The following is an 18,920-nucleotide window of genomic DNA, read 5'->3' as shown; positions in this document are numbered from 1 at the left end:
AAGTCTGGACCTACAACAGCGCCATCCGCGCCGACCCATGACCCGCGCGCCGCTCAAGCCAACACCGCCTTCCCCGCAAGCTGGACTAACCCTCGAAACCGTCCCTGAACAGAGGCGTGGAATCGGAATAGCCGGACACCGTGCCGTTACTGATGACGGTCTGGTTGCCGCGCACGGGCGGCGGCGGTGGCAATGGCTCGGCGCCGATGTAGACCACCGTGCCGCCGCTCAGCGTGCGCGTGGCCGAGTTGTAGCTGGCGCCGCTGAAATCGACCACATCGTTCAGCTGCAGGGCGGCAAAGAACTGGGGCCGAGTCAGGAACACCCCAAACTCGTCGAAGATGTTGACCCCGGTGGTGTCTATCGTCAGCCCCTGGATGGTCAGCAGTGGATCGGCGATGGTCTGGACCGGTCCACGCAGGCGCACGGCGTTGTTGTTGGGATTGCCGCGGTCGCGCACCCGGGTAGCGTACAGGCGTCCAAGGCCGTCGATGTAGCCGCGCACTTCCACCTGCCGGGTCTGGGTCAGGCCGTTGGCCAGAATCAGGTCTTCGTCGCGCGCCTGGGGACTGGCCCGCACCAGCAGCTCATAGGGACTGATCGACACTCCTGGCGTGACCTGTGCCGGCGTCACCGGCACCTGGAAGCGAACAACCGGCCGCACATATTCAATCACTGCCGCATCAAATGCCTGGGTATCGACATAGCTACCCTCGATGATCACCGGCATGCCCACCGCCAGTTCATCACGTCCGCCATAGACAAACTGGGTCGGAGTCGATACCAGTACGCTGAGCGATCCAATCCGGAATTCGGTGGCGTCCACGATCTGGGTAATGATGCCCTGCAGCATTCCGAGGGCACCCGCAGTGCCAGGCGGTACCGGTGTCAAGCAGAAACCCGAGATCACCTGGGTGAGCACCGATCCCGGCTGGAAATTGGGCTGCGATTGAGCGCGCACGGCAAGAAACTCGCCCACTTGCGGCAGCGGCTCGGCACAGAGAATGAAACTGACGCCGGCGTAGCTCACCCACTGACTGCCCACCAGCACCTGGGAGAGATTGGCATCGATGGCCTGCACAGGCCCGCTCAGCAGGAAAGTCTGTCCGAACTGACCCCGGCGTTCGATCAGCGTGGCCAGAACGCTGCCGTTGGGGTCGAGCAAGCCCGCCACCACCACCGGCGTGTTGACCGGCAGGTTGAGATCCGGCTCGACGCCGGCCAGAACAGTATCTCCGTTGACCGTGATCGCCTGTCCCAGCACGCGGAAGGGCGCCGTGCTGGTGACCGGGCCGATCAGCCTGAAGCTGAAGACCGGATTGCCCAGCCCTTTCTGCGGTCCGATCTGGCGTGTCCACTCCATCTGCAGGCCATCGGGGAAATTGCGCAGATCGCCCAGCGTGCCTGGCACCTGATCGATCAGCACCGGCGTTTCCACAGGCAAGGTGACCGGACGGCCATTCAATCTCAGACTGATCATTTCCTGGGCGGCGACTCCAGAAGCGAAGGTGCTCAGGACCACCAGCAACAGACAGAGAGCTGACAACCACCGGTACTTGGCCATGATCCGATCATCCGAAACAGTCTGGATCAGATCGTTGCACCGACTGCGATCGGGTGCAACCAGAGCGTCAGTGTGCCCGGCTTGCCAGGCGGGGTGTGCAGCTCCTAGCGTGGTCTGAAGAGCAAGAGCCAAAGCCCAGCAGAAGCAGCGGAGCAAGCTCCGCTCTACCAGAGCATCGGAGTACGAGGCTTTGGTAGTGCCGAGCTTGCTCGGCAGGGTGTGCGGCGCTTCGGGCGGTCGGAAGAGCAAGAGCGCAGCACGGTCAGGCGCTACGCGCTGGCACCCGCACCCAGAACATCAGCAGCAGCGCGGCGAGAACCGCACAGCTCCCGGAAAAGGCAAATGCCAGCAGTGGCGAAGCGCCCTGATACAGGCCACCAAAGACCACCGACGCCGGCAGCAGCGTGATGCCGGCGATGAGATTGAACCAGCCAAAGGCGGTGCCGCGGCGCTCTTCCGGGGCCAGATCGGCCACCAAGGCCTTTTCCACGCCCTCGGTCGCGGCCAGAAACAGACCATAGAACGCGAACAAGCCATAGAGCAGCAGACCACCCTGACCCAGGCCGCCGAGCACGAAATAGAAACAGGCATAAGCCAGATAGCCGCCGACCAGCAAACGCACCCGGCCGTAGCGATCGGACAAGGCCGAGAGCGGTGTCGAGAACAGCATGGCCACGACCGACACCGCCGCCCACAGCAGCGGAATCTGCGCTTGCGGCACCCCCAGTTCATGGGCGCGCAGCAACAGGAACATGTTCGAGGAATTGCCCAGCGTGAACAGGCCAACGACTACCAGATAGCGCTTGTAGACCGGCGGCAGATCGCGCATGCGCCAGTCGAACGGCCTTGGCGGTGACGTTCGCGGCAGCGACGGCGGCTCACGGATGGCCAGCGCCAGGGCCACGCACAACAGCGCGGGCACGATCGACCACAGGAAGACCTGCTTCAACTCCACGCCGGCCCCGAGCAGCGCAAAAGCCAGCAGCGGCCCGACCACGGCGCCGGCGTTGTCCATCGCCCGATGCAGACCGAAGGCCAGTCCGCGTCGCTCGGGCCCGGCACTGGCGGCGAGCAAGGCATCGCGCGGCGACGAGCGCAGGCCCTTGCCCACACGATCGGTAAAGCGGATCAGCAACAGCCAGGGCCAGGAACTGGCGAAGGCGATCAGCGGCCGGCCCAGCCCGGCCAGCCCGTAGCCGAACACGATCCATGGCTTGCTGCGCCGGGTGCGATCGACGATGACACCGGAAAACAGCTTGAGCAGACTGGCGGTGGCTTCGGCAATACCTTCGATGATGCCGAGCGCGCGCGGCCCGGCCATCAGCACAGAGGCCAGATACAAGGGGATCAGCGGATACAGCATCTCGCTGGCGCTGTCGTTGAGCAGGCTCAGCAGGCCGATCAGCCAGACCGTGCGTGGAAGCTGCCGCAGGGCTGCAAACATGAATGGGCCATCGAACGGGGACCGGGCGGATGCTGTGCGCCCACTGGGCTGTCGTCAATCACCCTGGCACGATCGCTCGGTTGCACGCTTTGCCTGTTGCAATGCAACATCAGGAACCGAAGGAAGCGATGTTCATGGATCCGATACCCGATTATCTGCGCGCCGTGCTCACCTCTCGCGTCTATGAGGTGGCGATCGAATCACCGCTGACCGAAGCCCAGCGGCTGTCGCGGCGACTGGGGCACCGCGTGCTGCTCAAGCGCGAAGATCTGCAGCCGGTGTTTTCCTTCAAGCTGCGCGGCGCCTACAACAAGATGGCCAGCCTCAGCGCCGACGAACGCGCCGCCGGGGTGCTGGCGGTGTCGGCAGGCAATCATGCCCAGGGTGTCGCTCTGGCGGCGCGCGAACTCGGCTGCCGCGCCACCATCGTGATGCCCAGCACCACACCCTCGATCAAGGTCGACGCGGTGGCCGCCTATGGCGCCGAGATCATTCTCGAAGGCGATGGCTACGACGCCGCGGCCGCGGTCGGCAAGCGCCTGGCGACCGAGCGCGGCCTGACTTTCGTCCATCCCTACGATGATCCGGCGGTGATCGCCGGTCAGGGCACGGTGGCGATGGAGCTGTTGCGGCAGCATTCCGGGCCGATCGACGCAGTCTTCATTCCGGTCGGTGGTGGCGGATTGGCGGCCGGCATGGCCGCCTACATCAAGGCGCTACGCCCCGAGATCAAGGTCATCGGCGTCGAGCCGGTCGATGCCGCCTGTCTGGATGCCGCACTCAAGGCCGGCGAGGCGGTGACCCTGGATCAGGTCGGGCTGTTCGTCGACGGCGTGGCGGTCAAGCGCATCGGCGACCACACCTTCCGGGTGCTGCGCGAGCACATCGACGCCATGGTACTGGTCAACACCGACGAGATCTGCGCAGCCATCAAGGACGTCTTCGATGACACCCGGGTGATGCTCGAACCAGCCGGCGCGCTGGCGCTGGCTGGCCTCAAACGCTACGCCGAAACGCTGAAGCAGCCCGGCGCCACGCTGTGCGCCGTGGCCAGCGGCGCCAACGTCAATTTCGACCGGCTGCGGCATGTGGCCGAACGTGCCGAGATCGGCGAATCGCACGAAGCCGTGTTCGGCGTCGGCATTCCCGAAGAACCCGGCAGCTTCCTGCGCTTCTGCCGGGCACTCGGCCCGCGCAGCGTCACCGAGTTCAACTACCGCTTCACGCCCGCAGCGGCGGCGCAGATCTATGTGGGCATCAGCCTGCGCCGCGGCACCGCCGAGCGCCGCGAGATCGCCACCCAGCTGGCGGCCGAAGGCTATGCCGTCAGCGACTACACCGACAACGAGCTGGCCAAGCTGCATGTGCGCCATATGGTCGGCGGTCGCGCCGAGATCAATGGCCGCGAACGCGTCTATCGCTTCGAATTCCCGGAGCGCCCCGGCGCCCTGCTGCGCTTCCTCGAACAGATGGGCACGCGCTGGAACATCACGCTGTTTCACTATCGCAGCCACGGCGCCGCATACGGCCGGGTCTTCGCTGGCATCGAGGTTGCCGACGCCGAGGATGCCAGCGCCCTGCGCGCCAGCCTGGACGCCCTGGGCTTCGACTGCGTCGACGAGACCGAGAACCCGGTGGTGCGGCAGTTTCTGCGAGCCTGAGCGCGGTGAAGCCGGTTCTGGGTTGTCGGTTGTCGGTCGGGGCACGAGGCACGGGGCACGGGAACCACGATGACCCCAAAGCGGCGTCATTGCGAGCCACCTGTATCGGCGCGAAACTGCACATGGGCCATGAACCCGCCTGATGCGCGTAGCCCGTTGTGCCGCGCAGCGGCTCAGCGGGGCTCTTTGGCGTCACCTCCCGGAGAGCGCTACGCGCACTTCGGGCTACAAGAGCCGTCTCTTGCCGGAATATGGCATTACAACGACTTGCGACATGGGTTTATGGAGAGCCACCTGTTCCGGCCTGAAACTGCCCACGGGCCGTGAACCCCCCGCGTCATTGCGAGCGTAGCGAAGCAATCCAGGAGTGTGCGGCGCTACCCTGGATTGCTTCGTCGCTGCGCTCCTCGCAATGACGCATCAACAACTTACGATATGGGTTCATGGAGAGGAGCGCAGCGACGAAGCAATCCAGCCGTTGTAGGTTCTGACTTGTCTGGACACTCTTGAGTCAAAAGCGTCCAGACAAGTCTGGACCCACAACAGCCGATTCCCGATCCCCGATCCCCGAGTCCCGAGTCCCGAGTCCCGAGTCCCGAGTCCCGACAACCGACAACCGACAACCGACAACCAGCACCACCGATCGGGCTATATTCAGGCCATCGCGCTGCGCAGGTCAGGCCATGTCTATCGACGCCAGTCAGCTCAAGCATCTCTACCCGCTGGATTCGCTGCGTCCGGAGCATCTGGACGTGATTGCCAACGAGGCGGAATCGGATGAGTACGGCAAGGGCCATGTGCTGTTCAAGGCCGGTGATCAGGACGAGATCACCCACTATCTGCTGGGCGGTGTCGTCGCCGGCGACTACCCGGACGGCAAGCGCAAGGACATCGTGGCGGATTCGCTGCAGGGCCGCTACCCGATCGGCGATCTGATGCCGCGGCGCTTTACCGCCTCGGTGCAGTCACTCACCGCAACGTTGGTGTCGCTGGACCGGCGCTTTCTGGAGAAGGTCATCACCTTCGACCAGCTCACCCGCAGCGCCGACTTCAAGCTGCTGGACAAGCATCCTGACGGCAATCGCTGGATCTTCCGCCTGCTGCAGAACAATGCCATGCGCCGGGTGCCAGCCGGCAATCTGGAACGACTGTTCTCGCGCTTCGAGGAACTGAGTGTGAGCGAGAACCAGACCATCATTCGCGAAGGCGATGACGGCGATTACTTCTATGTGATCAAGGACGGCGCTGCCAGCGTGCTGCAGTCCGGCGATGGTGATCCGGCGGTGGTGGCCTATCTGGTACGCGGCGACAGCTTCGGCGAAGACGCGCTGCTCTCCAACAGCGTGCGCAATGCCTCGGTGACCATGATGAAGCCGGGCAAGCTGATGCGCCTGAAGAAGAGCGACTTCAGCGAGCTGTTGAAGCAACCCACGGTGGAATGGCTGACCCCCGGCAAGGCCTCGATCCTGGTGCGCCAGGGCGCCGGCGTGGTCGATGTGCGCCTACCCGAGGAATTCAGCGAGCGCGCGATCAAGGGTGCGATCAACATGCCCTTGTACCGACTGCGTGAGTACGCTGTGGACCTGGACCGCGGGCGCTCGTATCTGTGCTACTGCAACACCGGCGAGCGCAGCGCCGCTGCTGCCTTCATCCTGACCAAGCTCGGATTCGAGGCCTACGCCCTGGCCGGTGGCCTGTCCGGCATGGTCAAGCAGATGGACAAGAAGTAGCGGCTGGCACAGCGCACAGCTTCAGGAGTTCCGGTCGCCCGCGGTGGTGCGCCTATTCGCGCATCGAACTTTGGAGGGCGAGAGGGCACGAGGGCACGAGGGCGCGCGAAGGCGGCCTCACCGCGAGCTCTTGATCTTGCGTGCCCTCGTGCCCTCTCGCCCTCGTGCCCTCAAATCAATGACTTGCGGCATGTTGAGTGGGAGCGGGCTCTGCCCGCCATGCGTCGGCTTCGGGTATACCTCGGTCGCGGCTGAAGCCGCTCCCACAGGCGATGCCGCTGACTCAATCCAGCGCCCAATCCGGGGCCGGGATGTTTCGATGGGCTTCGCGCAGCGCTGAAGACCAGCGCTCGCGGATCATCAGGAAGTAATCGTCGTTCTCGCAGATCCGACGCTGCACTGGCGCGACCAGTTCGTCGCGCTTGTAGACCAGCAGGTCCAGCGGCAGACCCACGCTCAGATTGGATCGGAGCGTGGAGTCCATCGAGATCAGCGCCAGTTTCACTCCGTCGGTCAGTGTGGTGGTGCTGTTCACGGCGCGATCGAGGATGGGCTTGCCGTATTTGTGCTCGCCGATCTGCAGGAAGGGCGTGTCCCGGGTGGCTTCGATGAAATTGCCGGCGGCATAGACGTTGAACAGGCGCAGCGTGCGTCCGGCGATCTGTCCACCGAGCAGTATCGAGACGTCGAAGCCCACATCCTGCTTGCGCATGGCATCGGCGTGGTTCTTGTGCACCCAGCGTACCGCTTCGCCGATCAGGGCCGCGGCCCTGAACATGGTTGGCACGTTGTAGATGGTCTGGATGGCGCCGGTCTCGGGATCGGCCAGACCATCCTGAATCAGGTTCACCACCGCCTGCGAGATCGCCAGATTGCCGGCGGTCATGATCGAGATCATGCGCTCGCCCGGCACATGGAAGACGTGCAGCTTGGCGAACACCGAGATGTTGTCCATCCCGGCATTGGTGCGGGTATCGGCCAGCATCACCAGGCCCTCGTCCAGCAGCAGGCCAACGCAATAAGTCATCTGAGGGGATTTCCTGGCTTCGATTTTGGGGGACGAGCATAGCGCGCCGGGTCGGGCACGGCGCGCACGGCCGTTGGAGGGCGCCGCGCCTGCGGCGCCGCTTTGGGTGTTCCAGGACAGGAGGAGGTAAAAAGCGGCCGCGCGCGCGTCCCTCCGCAAAGCGCAACAGCGTCCAGACAAGTCTGGACCCACAGCAACACCCGGCTTTTCCCGTGCCCCGTGCCCCCTGCCCCGTGCCCCGTGCCCCCTTTTGAAGCGCAAGAGCGTCCACACAAGTCTGGAACCACAACAGCGCCGGGCTCTTCCCGTGCCCCGTGCCCCCTTTCCCGTGCCCCGTGCCCCCTGCCCCGCCGCTACTGCGAACCGTCGCCCACCTGCACCGACACTTCCAGGGTCTCGGCCAGACCGCCGTGGCGGACGCCGCGCACGGGGGCGGCGTCGTTGTAGTCGCGGCCGACAGCGACGCGCACATAGCGATCGTCTGGACAGACGCGGTTGGCCGGATCAAAGCCCACCCACCCCAGATCGGTGATCCAGACTTCCGCCCAGGCGTGACTGGCGGCGGCCAGGCCGGCGCCAGCGCACAGGTAGCCGCTGATATACCGGGCCGGGAAGCCCAGCACGCGGGCGCAACTGATCAGCACATGGGCGTGATCCTGGCAGACGCCGGCGCCGGCGCTGAGGGCCTCAGCGGCGGAGGTGGCGACATGGGTGCTATGGGGCTGGTAATCGATGCGCTCACTGACCGCGGTACACAGCCGGTGAATCAGGGCAACCTCACCGTCGCCTTCGTCGCGGCAGGTGGCGGCAAGTTCCTGCAGGGCCACATCCGGCGCGGTCAAGGGTGTGGAGTTCATGAAGTACGCCGGCGGCAGCGGCTCTGTGCTTGCACCGAGCACACCGCTGCGATCCTGGGTCTGCACCTCGGCGCGGACCGTGATCCTGATCGAATCGACAAGCCGATCGATCACATGGGTGGCCGCTGGATTGCCAAAGCCATCGACACAGGTAGGCTCCAGCCGCACCCCGTCGATGTCCACCCGCCAGAAGCGGATCACCTGGCCGCTGCCGGGAATGGGCCAGAGCCGCAGTGCCTGGAAGACCCGATGCGCGGCCTCGTCGTAGCGATAGAGGGTGCTGTGGTGTATCGACAGTTGCATGCGAACTCCAGGTCCTGGCGTCGGCCGGCGGCCGACGTCATGCGCTTGCTCAGAAGAAATAGCCTTGGGCGATCTCGCGCGTCAGCTCGTCATTGCGCACGATCACATCGGTCAGGTATTCGTGCAGACCACTCTTGAAGATATGGTCGATGCGGCCGAAGCGCAGCTGCGCATACATGGAATGGGCCAGTCGCTTGCCCTCAGCACTGCGCTTGGGATCGTGCCCCTGGATCTGGTCGAGCTGGTTGGTGATCTGCTCGTAGCAGAACACCAGCGAGCGCGGGAATTCGGGGCGCAGGATCAGCAACTCGGCCACGTGGATGGGTGCCACCGAGGTCTTGAACAGCACCCGGTAGGCCCGCCGCGCCGCGAGCACGCGCAGGATCGCCAGCCATTGGTAGTAATCGACCACGCCGCCGACATCCTCGGCGCTGGGCAGCTTGACGTGGTATTTGACGTCGAGCAGGCGCGCGGTGTTGTCGGCGCGTTCGATGAACTGTCCGAGCCGGGCAAAATGGAAGCCGTCGGCGCGCAGCATGGTGCTGGCGTAGACGCCGTTGAACAGCCCGGCGCGGGCCTTGACCCAGTCCAGAAAGGCGGTCAGCCGATCATCGTCCATGGCCGCGAAGTCGAACTCGCGCAGCTCCAGCCAGGTGCTGTTGACCGCATCCCACATGTCGGCGGTCAGCGCCGTGCGCACCGTGCGCGCATTGCGCCGGGCGGTGCCGATGCAGCTGACGATGGACGAGGGATTGTTCTGGTCGAAGGCCAGATAGGCGATCACGCCCTCGGCATTGGCGGTGTCACGGCTGGCGAAGTAGTCGTGATGGCAGCCCGAGGCCACCAGCGCCGATTCCCACTCGCTGCTGCGCTCGGCATCCACCCGCACGGCGCTCATGTGCCCCGCCCCCTGCAGCAGGCGCGCGACGTAATCGGCGCGCTCCACGTAGCGGGCCAGCCAGTACAGACTTTCGGCAGTTCGGGCGAGCATCAGGTCTCCAGCACCCAGGTGTCCTTGGTCCCGCCGCCCTGCGAAGAATTGACCACCAGCGAACCCTCGGTCAGGGCCACGCGGGTCAAGCCGCCGGGAACGATGCGGATGCGATCGCCGCCGCTGAGCACAAAGGGCCGCAAATCCACATGCCGCGGCGCGATGCCCTGCTCGACAAAGGTCGGCACCGTGGACAGGGCCAGCGTCGGCTGGGCGATGTAATCGGTGGGACGGGTCTTCAGCAACTGGGTGAATTCGGCCAGCTGCGCCTTGCTGGCGTGCGGTCCGACCAGCATGCCGTAGCCGCCCGAACCATGGACGGCCTTGACCACCAGCTGATCGAGGTGGGCCAGCACGTACTTGAGATCGTCGGCCTTGCGGCAGTCCCAGGTCGGCACATTCGACAGCAGCGGTTCCTCGCCCAGGTAGAAACGGATCATTTCCGGTACGTGGATGTAGACCGCCTTGTCATCGGCAATGCCGGCACCAATGCCGTTGGTGAGGTTGACGTTGCCGGCGCGATAGGCGAAATACAGGCCGGGCACGCCCAGCATCGAGTTCGGGTTGAACACCAGCGGATCGATGAAGTCGTCGTCGATGCGGCGATAGATGACATCGACCCGCTCCAGCCCGGAGGTGGTGCGCATGTAGCAGACATCGTTCTGCACCAGCAGATCGGCGCCTTCGACCAGATCGATGCCCATCTCGTCGGCCAGAAAGGCGTGCTCGTAATAGGCGCTGTTGTGGATGCCCGGCGTCAGCAGCACCACGGTGGGTTCGCCCTTGCAGTTGACCGGCGGCACCGAGCGCAGCGTTTCCAGCAATTCGTCCGGGTAATGTGCCACCGGCGCCACCGAGGCGCGACGGAACAAATCCGGGAACAGCCGCAGCATGACCTCGCGGTTCTCGACCATGTAGGACACGCCGGAAGGCGTACGGCAGTTGTCCTCCAACACGTAGTACTGATCCGGCCCGGTCCGAACCATGTCGATACCGGCGATGTGACTGTAGATGCCGCAGGGTACGTCGAAGCCGGCCATTTCCGGCCGGAACTGAGCATTGTTGAGCACCAGATGCTCGGGTATGCGGCCGGCGCGGATGATCTCGCGACCGTGGTAGACATCGTGAATGAAGGCATTCAGCGCCTTCACCCGCTGCTCCAGTCCGAGCTTGAGGTTCTGCCATTCGGCCTGCGCCAGCACCCGCGGGATCAGATCGAAGGGGATCAGGCGTTCCGGATCGCCGCCGTCGGTGTACACCGCAAAGGTGATGCCGATGCGCCTGAACAGACTTTCGGCCTCGCGACGCTTGAGCTCCAGCTGCGGCCTTGGCAGCGATTTCAGCCAGGCATCGACCAGCGCATAAGGCGCACGGGTATGGTCTGGCCATCCCATTTCATCAAAGCACTCAGGGGTTCCGGTCATCGATGCTCCCGACTAGTGCTTTCAGGTTGCCGACGCGCAGGGAGAAGGTCAAGCACGACGTCGCCCGGCGCCCCCGATTGCACCAGTCTGGCGCGCGCTGAGACCGTCACGCACCGAGATCGCGCTCTACTGCAGCCTTGAGCACGTGCACCATGGCATCGGGGTACAAGAGCAGAACGTGGGAGGAAAAGCGATGACGACAGCACCAAGCAGGCGCGGCAAGGCCAGCAGCCATCTGGGCGATGATCTGCGCGGCGCCAGCCGTCTGGCCATCGATGCCGTGTCCGGCGTGACCTCGATCGTCGAGTCCATGCACCGGAACATCTCTGGGTTGGCACCGGCCTTGGGAAAACCGCGTGAGGGCCCGACCAGGGGCATTGCCGGTCTGGTCTATCGCTCGGTGCGAGGCGTCAGTCGGCTGGTCGGACATGGTTTGGACGCCGGCCTGCAGCTGGCGGCACCCATGCTTGCCGGCAAGCAGCCGCCACCGATACGCGATGCCGTAGTCGCGGCGCTGAATGGGGTCTTCGGCGATCATCTGCATCGCAGCGCCAATCCCCTGGCCATTCCGATGCAGTTTCGCCACGGCGCTCAGCCGCTGGAACTCGAAGCGGCGTCCTTGTCGGCAGCCCTGCCCGATGTCGGCCCCCATGTATTGCTCATGCTCCACGGATTGTGCATGAACGATCGCCAATGGCGACGCGAGGGCCACGATCACGGCGCCGCGCTGGCACAGGAGCTCGGCTACACGCCGATCTATCTGCACTACAACAGCGGTCGCCACATCGCCGAGAACGGCCGCGAACTGGCGGCGCTGCTGCAGCAACTGCTGGATGCCTGGCCGGTGCCGCTGAAGTCACTGACCCTGCTCGGTCACAGCATGGGCGGCCTGGTCGCCCGCAGCGCCGTACACCAGGCCAACGCTGAAGCACAGGGATGGACCCGACACCTGCGCGCCATGGTCTTCCTGGGTACCCCGCATCATGGTGCGCCGCTGGAGCGCGCCGGCAGCTGGGCCGATGCGTTGATCGGGCTCAGCCCCTACAGCGCGCCCTTGCTGAAACTCGGCGAGAGTCGCAGTGCCGGCATCAAGGATCTGCGTTTCGGTCGACTGATCGATCGCCAAAGCAGCCAGGAACGGCACCGGGACACGCGGGCCTTGGCGCCCCTGCCGGCGGATGTGCGCTGCTACACGATTGCTGCCACCCGGGCCCGTGCATCCGAGCAGCGCCGGCGCTGGCCGGGCGACGGTCTGGTGCCGGTGGCCAGCGCCCTCGGCGAGCATCATGACCCGCGACGCTCGCTGGCTTTCCCGGACGATCAGCGCTGGATTGCCCACGAATGTGGCCATTTCGATCTGCTCAGCCGGGCCGAGGTCTACGCCCGGGTGCGCGAATGGCTGGCAGCGGAGAGGTCATCCAGCTGAACCGAGGCTGTCAAGCTTGTACGGACTAACGGGAACTTCACGCGCGGGCGCAGAGGACTTGGCGAGACTTCGCGACGATCTGTAACGGATACCCCCATGCGCACATTGCTCTTGCTGCCCTTGCTGCTCGCGACCCTTGCCGCTCCCCGCCCTACCCTGGCCGAAGAGCCGGAGGCGCCATCCAACCCAGACACCGCCAGCCTGTCACTGCCCGTCGAGCGGGAAATCCCGGCCAGCGGCCAGATGATGGAAGCCATCGTCGTCAGCGGCGAGTTGCCTGGTCCCGGGCTTTGGCGAATCTCCAAGGGTGAGCACTTCATGTGGGTACTCGGCACCCAGTACCCGCTGCCCAAGCGCATGACCTGGGTGTCGCGCGAGGTCGAGCAGGCGGTCATCGAATCCCAGGAAGTACTGCTGCCCCCCAGAGCCAGCCTCACCACCAAGATCGGCTGGTTCAAGGGCATGCTGCTGCTGCCCGCGGCGATGGGCTCGCGCAAGAACCCGGACAAGGAAAAACTGGTCGACGTGGTCCCGCCCGAGCTCTACGCGCGCTGGTTGCCGCTCAAGGCCAAGTACATCGGACGCAGCCGCAGCATCGAGAAGCAACGACCGCTGTTTGCCTCGCAGAAGCTCTACGAGAAGGCCATCAAGCGCGCCGGTCTGAGCAATGACAGCATCGTCTATCCGCTGATCAAGAAGACGGCCAAGAAACATGAGATTCCGATGTCCAATCCAGAAATCAAGGTCGACATCGGCGATCCCAAGCAAGCCATCAAGGATTTCGCCAAGACCAGCCTGGATGATCTGGATTGCTTCGCCAAGACCCTGGATCGCCTGGAATCCGACCTCGACACCATGCGCGATCGCGCCAATGCCTGGGCCACCGGTGACATCGAAGCCCTGCGCGGCCTGCCCTTCTCCGACCAGAATCAGGCTTGCGCCGACGCCATCCTGAAATCGCAAGTCACCCGCGAGCGTGGCCTGGACGATCTCTTCGACCGCCTGAAAGCGGCCTGGCTGGATGCCGCCGAAACCGCGATCGCCAAGAACCAGACCACCTTCGCCGTGTTGCCCATGTCGCTGATCCTGCGCTCGGATGGCTACGTCGAAGCCCTGCGGGCGCGTGGCTATGAGGTGGAAGAGCCTTGACGGGACTCGGGACTCGGGACTCGGGACTCGGGACTCGGGAGTCGGGAGTCGGGAGTCGGGAGTCGGGAGTCGGGAGTCGGGAGTCGGGAGTCGGGAAAAGGCTACTGGCTCTGGGCTCTTGCAGGTCCAGACTCGTCTGGACGCTTTTCATCTGATTCCCACGCGAGATGAACAGTGTGGCGGCTGGGCAGGGCGCCGCGCTGCGGCGCCGCCTTGTTTTCCCCAAAGGTCCAGGGCGGCCGCGCACGCTCGCGTCCCTCCTCAGAGCCGCCTTGAGCCCGCCACCGAAGTCATGACCGATGCGCCGTGTCGAGCCGGCACAGGTGGCTCTCCATGAACCCATATCGCAAGTTATTGATGCGTCATTGCGAGGAGCGCAGCGACGATGCAATCCAGGGTAGCGCCGCACATCCCTGGATTGCTTCGCTACGCCCTCCATGACCCCATATCGTAAGTTGTTGATTTTGCTGTTGTAGGTCACGTTGCTCGCGTAGCGAGCTACGTGACGCAAATGGATGTCACGTAGTCCGCTGACGCGGACAACATGACCTACGACGGCAGGTTCATGGCCCGTGGGCAGTTTCAGGCCGAAACAGGCGGCTCGCAATGACGCGCTGGCAAAGCATCCTGCGCTCACACCACCCCACCCTCGCGCTCCGCTTATCCACCATAATGACGATCAGCCGCACACCCGAGGCCGCCCATGCTGAGTCTGCCCGCCATTGTCCTGCTGCTGTCCCTCGGCGCCTCCGGCGACATCTACCGCTGCGCCGATGCCAATGGCGCACTCAGCTATCAGGACAAGCCCTGCAGCAGCGGCGCCTCGGCACGCCTGGCGACCGCCGGCACTGACACCGCCGCCACCCAGCGGGCCTTGCAGCAGTGGCTGGATCAGCATCGCGATCGACCGACCGCATCGCATCGGTCTTCGGCGGCAGCGGCGTCAGTACCCATGAACTTTGGCGGCGCCGTCAGCGAGGCCCAACTGGCGATGTGCTCCGAGCGTTTCCTGGGCTGCGCCCATGGCGAAGCCCAGGTCATGGACGCCTGCGTTGCCCGCTTGCCACGCTGCTCGGCCAAAATCGGCAGCGGCTGTTGCCCGCAGGCCTGTGTCAGCCGCTATCAGGCCCTGCGGCAAGCCGGCAACCCGCTCGCTCTCTCGGTCAAACTGGCCTTGCTGGATCCGGATGCGCCGGCTTGTGGGGCCACCCGGCAAGACTGATTGCTCCTGCCACTTCGGCTCTGGAGCCGATTCACACGCCGCCCGTCGGTGCCTGGGTGCCGCCGCTCAGCCACGGTTGCACGCTGAGCACGGATGATGTTCGACTTCACCTCGGTCGTACCATTCCGGAAGCATCATGAGACGGCAATCCTTGTTGATTCGCTCGGCGCAAGCAGGCTGGTGGCTGACCTTGTTGTTGCTGTCGATTGCACCGCTGGCCGCGCAGCAGGTCTACAAGTGCAAGGATTCCGGTGGCAACCCGGTGTATTCGCAAAGTCCGTGCTCGGCAGATCCCGCTGCGGTGGAAACGGTGGATACATCTCGGGCGCTGAAGACCGGCAGCGGAGCTGCGCCGCCGGATGCCGCTGGCGACGCTGACTCATGTACCGCAAAGGAACAGGAAATCAGCAAGCAATACGCCGCGGCCAACACCAAGCTGGAGCGCCAGATGGCCGAACTGGGCAACAAGGACGCTGCCTTGTCCAGGGAACTCGGCATTCGCAAGGATGAGCTCAGACAGGCAGAGATCGACGAACGGGTCAAGCTGCGAATGGAATGCGCACAAGCCCAGGCCCTGCCGACCGTCGTTGATCAAGGCGCGCCTGCGTCGGCCGATGCGCCAGCGCTCTATTCTTGGCACTGCATTGCCGAGAACGGGGTGGTGTTTTACCGTCACGACGCTTGCCCGGTGACGATCCGCGATCGCCCGGCCAACCCGCAGCTGATACCGGAAGCCCGAAGCCAGCCCTTGCAGGAAATGTCTGTGAGGGCACTGCAAGTGCCGCGCAAGGAAGCCTGCGAGCAGATCCATGCGCCCGAGGCCGACAAGCGCTGGGGCAGCAATCGCGACCAGCGGACTCAAGGCGGAAAGGACGAGTGCCAAGCCCAGCCCTGAGCGGCCGGCACGGTGACGATCCGGACCTCAGCAGATCGCGGTCAAGCGCTGGCCACAGAGTACGCAAGGGAGGGGCCGAGAGCGCACAAGGGAAGAGCGTTCGGATCTTGAACATGGCCCGAAGTGATCCATTGCGCAGGTGACACGCCTTGGTCGGTGGCTTGAGGCGGGCCACAAGCCACCGCCATCAGCAGCCGCGTGTGTAGTCCCGACACCGCCCACGGGCCATGAACCGGCCCCTGTGGGAGCGGCTTCAGCCGCGACGCTTGGCGCCGCGCACACACCATCCCAGATCGCGGACAAAGTCCGCTCCCACAGCCTGGCCCCAGACCTCCGATCCAAGCGAACCTGGACTGTGCCGGTAAATCGACAATTTGCGACACGGGCTCACGGAGCGCTCGATTCCCGCAGCTGGAAGATATTCCCTTCCGGATCGATGGCATTGCAGGCCCGGAAGCCGCGTCCCTCCCAGCGATCGTGCAGCACTTCGCCGCCATGCGCGGCGGCGATCACAGCGGCTTCATCCAGAGACGGCACGGTGAAAAAGAACTTCAGCGCCGCTTCCTCGCGCCGCTCGGGGGGCGAAGTGATCTCGAAGCTGTCGGCGATATGCCTGGGTATGGCGTGAATCACCAATTGAAGCCCGGGCACTTCCAGCACCGCGATGTCCTCGCGCGCATGAATTTCGCCGAAACCCAGAAGTGCCTGATAGAAGACACTCAGCCGTTCCAGATCCTTGGCATAGATGAACAGACCAGCGGTGGCGGGACCAGCCATGATCACTCCTGGAATCTGACGATGGAAAAACCGGCTGGCGGCCATGGCCGCTCGCCGGCCTCCCATCATCGGCAACAACCAGCATCAATTCAAATCCGGGTTCCAAACCAGGGCTGCGGTCCGTTGCCATGCTGCTGGCTTTGCCAGGCGCCGTAGATCGTGCTGCCATCGGCCGAGAGGAAGAACACCGCATCGCCTTCATCGCCGCTGCTGTTGCGCTCATCGATTCGCGCAGTCCAGATCAAGCCGGTGGCATCCAGCGGGCCGAACAGGCGGGCGTCTTCGCCCGGCCGCGGATAGGCTCCATCAAGTGCGTTGGGATCGGCGTCTGCCGTGATCGTGAGGGTGATCATCTCGGGGTTGGCAGGGTCGTTGCCGGAGTACCGCGTGGTAGTCCACTGTCCAATGAAACTTGGCATCCTCGCCTCCTGGTCACTGCATCGGATCTGTTACCCGCGGCCGCGTCGCGGACGCATCGGTCCTTGCCGATCATATCCATCTCCACGCCGGCCTTGATGCCCGATCCATCCAAAGGGAGCTTTCCATGTCCAAGCAGCCACCATCGATCAAGCGCCAGTCATGCCTGGCACTCACGGCCGTGATCGGCCTGCTGCTCGCGGGTCCAGGTCAGGCTGATGAGGCGTCGGACGCCCAGATCGAGCGCGTCATCCATGGATTGCGTCCGCCGGTCAGCTTCGTTGGCGATCCGGGCTGGTCGCTGGCAGAGCGCATGAGCCACTACGGCGTCCCGGGCGTCGCCATCACCGTCATCGACCAATCCGGCATCGCCTGGACCCGCGTCTACGGTCTGGCAGATCGGGACAGCGGCGCTGCAGTGCAGGAGAACACCCTGTTCCAGGCCGGATCTGTCAGCAAGCCAGTCGCCGCCTTTGGGGCCATGCGCATGGTCGAGGACGGCCGACTGTCCCTGGATCAGCCGGTCAATGACCGGCTGGCATCGTGGAAGATTCCAGACAATGAATTCACCGAGCGGGTGCCGGTGACGCTGTCGCACCTGCTCAGCCATACCGGCGGCTTGACCGTACACGGATTTGCCGGTTACCCCGCGGGCGCCAGCGTGCCTTCCATGCTGCAGATCCTGGAGGGTCAGGCACCCGCCAATTCGGCGGCCATCCGCGTGGACCTGCTGCCGGGTAGCCGATGGCGCTATTCGGGAGGCGGCTACACCGTCGCCCAGTTGCTGATGACCGAAGTGTCCGGCCAGCCTTTTCCCAAGCTGATGCGGACATTGGTGCTGAAACCCGTCGGCATGCGCGACAGCAGCTTTGACAATCCGCTGCCACCGAAGAAACTGGAACATTCGGCCGCCGGCGTGTTGCCCGACGGCAAGGATGTTGCCGGCAAGCGCCACATCTATCCGGAAATGGCGGCCGCCGGCCTGTGGACCACATCAGCAGATCTGGCGCGCTTTGCCGTCGAGATGCAGCAGGCGCTGGCCGGGACCAGCAAACTGCTGAAGCAGTCCAGCGCACGAGCCATGCTGGAGGCACAGGCCGACGCGCCCTATGGCCGCGGATTCGGACTGTCGGACTTCAATGGTGAACGCTACTTCGGTCACAACGGCTGGGACGAAGGCTTTTGCGCGCTGCTGCTGGCGCATCCAGATCGAGGCATCGGCGTGGTCGTGATGATCAACGCCAATCAGCCGGCGCTGATGGGTGAAATCCAGCGAGCGGTGGCCTTTGCCTACCAGTGGCCGGGATTCCGCAGCTACACCCCCGTGGCACTCAGTGAATTCGCCCGAGAAACCGCGCCCGGACGCTACCGCTACAACAGCGAGCAAGTGGCCACGGTGGTACAGGATGGCGAAGAGCTCTATCTGCAACTCGCCGGCGAGGCCCGCAGCGAGTTGGTACCCATCGGTGACGAACGCTACCGCCGTCGCGAGAGCGATGGCGAGATCGCAATCGGCATCAATGATCAGGGCCTGCAGGAACTCAGCATCGAAGGGCGCACGGGCGAATGGCAGCGATACCCGCAGTTGCCGAAGGGCCAGAAGCAGCCGCGTGAATTGCTGCTGGCCGGTGACAGCCAAGCCGCACTGGCCGCGTATCAGGCGCTGAAGGAAGCCGGCGACGAGGCCGCCTCCGAGGCCTACCTCAATCAACAAGGCCTGGCGCTGCTGCAGCGCCAGCCATCAGACGCCGCCATCCAGCTGCTGACCCTCAACACCCAGCTCTACCCCGATTCAGCCAACACCTGGGACAGCCTGGGCTACGCCTGGAAGATCAAGGGCGATGCCGATCAGGCCCGCAGGCACTACCGCAAGGCGCTCGCCATTGACCCAGAATTCGCCAGCGCCAAGGCGGCGTTGCTGGAATTGGAGGATTGAAGAAGCAGCCAGATGCATGGAGCAGTTTCGGTATGCAGCGACATGCGCAAAAAGTAGTGGACGAGCCAATCCAGCGGCAACCGGTTTCAACCCTCAA

15 protein-coding genes are annotated in these 18,920 nt (G+C 64.5%); 7 read left to right on the top strand and 8 right to left on the bottom strand.

The annotated features are described in order from the left end of the window. Positions 1 to 85 precede the first annotated feature (85 nt). Both H7A19_03265 and H7A19_03260 read right to left on the bottom strand, forming a co-directional pair. On the bottom strand, positions 86 to 1,564 hold the full coding sequence (locus H7A19_03265) for a hypothetical protein (GenBank protein ID MCP5473840.1): 1,479 nt from the start codon (positions 1,562 to 1,564) through the stop codon (positions 86 to 88). 262 nt (positions 1,565 to 1,826) lie between these two features. After that, on the bottom strand, positions 1,827 to 3,008 hold the full coding sequence (locus H7A19_03260) for an MFS transporter (GenBank protein ID MCP5473839.1): 1,182 nt from the start codon (positions 3,006 to 3,008) through the stop codon (positions 1,827 to 1,829). Between the two features lie 134 nt (positions 3,009 to 3,142). On the opposite strand from H7A19_03260, the gene ilvA reads away from it, so the two are divergent. Together ilvA and H7A19_03250 are read left to right on the top strand one after the other, a co-directional pair. Then, positions 3,143 to 4,669, top strand: coding sequence for a threonine ammonia-lyase, biosynthetic (ilvA, locus tag H7A19_03255; GenBank protein ID MCP5473838.1), 1,527 nt, complete (start codon positions 3,143 to 3,145; stop codon positions 4,667 to 4,669). 683 nt (positions 4,670 to 5,352) lie between these two features. Next, entirely contained in the window at positions 5,353 to 6,399 is a 1,047-nt protein-coding gene (locus H7A19_03250; GenBank protein MCP5473837.1) for a cyclic nucleotide-binding domain-containing protein, read from the top strand. Positions 6,400 to 6,682: 283 nt separating this feature from the next. Here H7A19_03250 and H7A19_03245 read toward each other — a convergent pair whose 3' ends face one another. The 4 genes from H7A19_03245 to H7A19_03230 all read right to left on the bottom strand — a co-directional run bounded on the left by H7A19_03245 (position 6,683) and on the right by H7A19_03230 (position 10,971). Next, entirely contained in the window at positions 6,683 to 7,426 is a 744-nt protein-coding gene (locus tag H7A19_03245; protein MCP5473836.1) for a proteasome-type protease, read from the bottom strand. Positions 7,427 to 7,779: 353 nt separating this feature from the next. After that, positions 7,780 to 8,586, bottom strand: coding sequence for a transglutaminase family protein (locus H7A19_03240; protein MCP5473835.1), 807 nt, complete (start codon positions 8,584 to 8,586; stop codon positions 7,780 to 7,782). A 49-nt stretch (positions 8,587 to 8,635) separates the two neighbouring features. After that, complete coding sequence (locus H7A19_03235) at positions 8,636 to 9,577, bottom strand: alpha-E domain-containing protein (protein ID MCP5473834.1); 942 nt, start codon at positions 9,575 to 9,577, stop codon at positions 8,636 to 8,638. Next, positions 9,577 to 10,971 (bottom strand): circularly permuted type 2 ATP-grasp protein, encoded by a 1,395-nt coding sequence (locus H7A19_03230; protein MCP5473833.1) that lies wholly within the window; start codon positions 10,969 to 10,971, stop codon positions 9,577 to 9,579. Before H7A19_03230 ends, H7A19_03235 begins: the two co-directional genes overlap by 1 nt. A gap of 223 nt (positions 10,972 to 11,194) precedes the next feature. On the opposite strand from H7A19_03230, the gene H7A19_03225 reads away from it, so the two are divergent. The 4 genes from H7A19_03225 (at position 11,195) to H7A19_03210 (ending at position 15,693) form a co-directional block, all read left to right on the top strand. Next, positions 11,195 to 12,427 (top strand): alpha/beta hydrolase, encoded by a 1,233-nt coding sequence (locus tag H7A19_03225; protein MCP5473832.1) that lies wholly within the window; start codon positions 11,195 to 11,197, stop codon positions 12,425 to 12,427. 96 nt (positions 12,428 to 12,523) lie between these two features. Beyond that, on the top strand, positions 12,524 to 13,576 hold the full coding sequence (locus H7A19_03220) for a TraB/GumN family protein (protein MCP5473831.1): 1,053 nt from the start codon (positions 12,524 to 12,526) through the stop codon (positions 13,574 to 13,576). Between the two features lie 703 nt (positions 13,577 to 14,279). Next, positions 14,280 to 14,798, top strand: a complete 519-nt coding sequence (locus H7A19_03215; protein MCP5473830.1) for a DUF4124 domain-containing protein — start codon at positions 14,280 to 14,282, stop codon at positions 14,796 to 14,798. 136 nt (positions 14,799 to 14,934) lie between these two features. Next, the gene (locus H7A19_03210; GenBank protein MCP5473829.1) at positions 14,935 to 15,693 is read left to right on the top strand and encodes a DUF4124 domain-containing protein; all 759 of its coding nucleotides are present in this window, start codon (positions 14,935 to 14,937) and stop codon (positions 15,691 to 15,693) included. A gap of 387 nt (positions 15,694 to 16,080) precedes the next feature. On the opposite strand, the gene H7A19_03205 is transcribed toward H7A19_03210, so the two are convergent. Together H7A19_03205 and H7A19_03200 are read right to left on the bottom strand one after the other, a co-directional pair. Further along, entirely contained in the window at positions 16,081 to 16,470 is a 390-nt protein-coding gene (locus tag H7A19_03205; GenBank protein MCP5473828.1) for a glyoxalase/bleomycin resistance/dioxygenase family protein, read from the bottom strand. 89 nt (positions 16,471 to 16,559) lie between these two features. After that, a complete protein-coding gene (locus H7A19_03200) occupies positions 16,560 to 16,889 on the bottom strand; it encodes a hypothetical protein (protein MCP5473827.1) in 330 nt (109 codons plus the stop codon). 125 nt (positions 16,890 to 17,014) lie between these two features. Between H7A19_03200 and H7A19_03195 the strand changes: the two genes are divergently transcribed. Next, positions 17,015 to 18,823, top strand: coding sequence for a serine hydrolase (locus H7A19_03195; GenBank protein MCP5473826.1), 1,809 nt, complete (start codon positions 17,015 to 17,017; stop codon positions 18,821 to 18,823). The last annotated feature ends 97 nt before the right edge of the window (positions 18,824 to 18,920 follow it).

It is taken from the genome of Rhodanobacteraceae bacterium (assembly GCA_024234055.1).
Classification (GTDB): Bacteria; Pseudomonadota; Gammaproteobacteria; order Xanthomonadales; family SZUA-5; genus JADKFD01.
The sequence above is the reverse complement of the archived record's forward strand: the minus strand, read 5'-3'. Positions and strand labels throughout refer to the sequence as shown.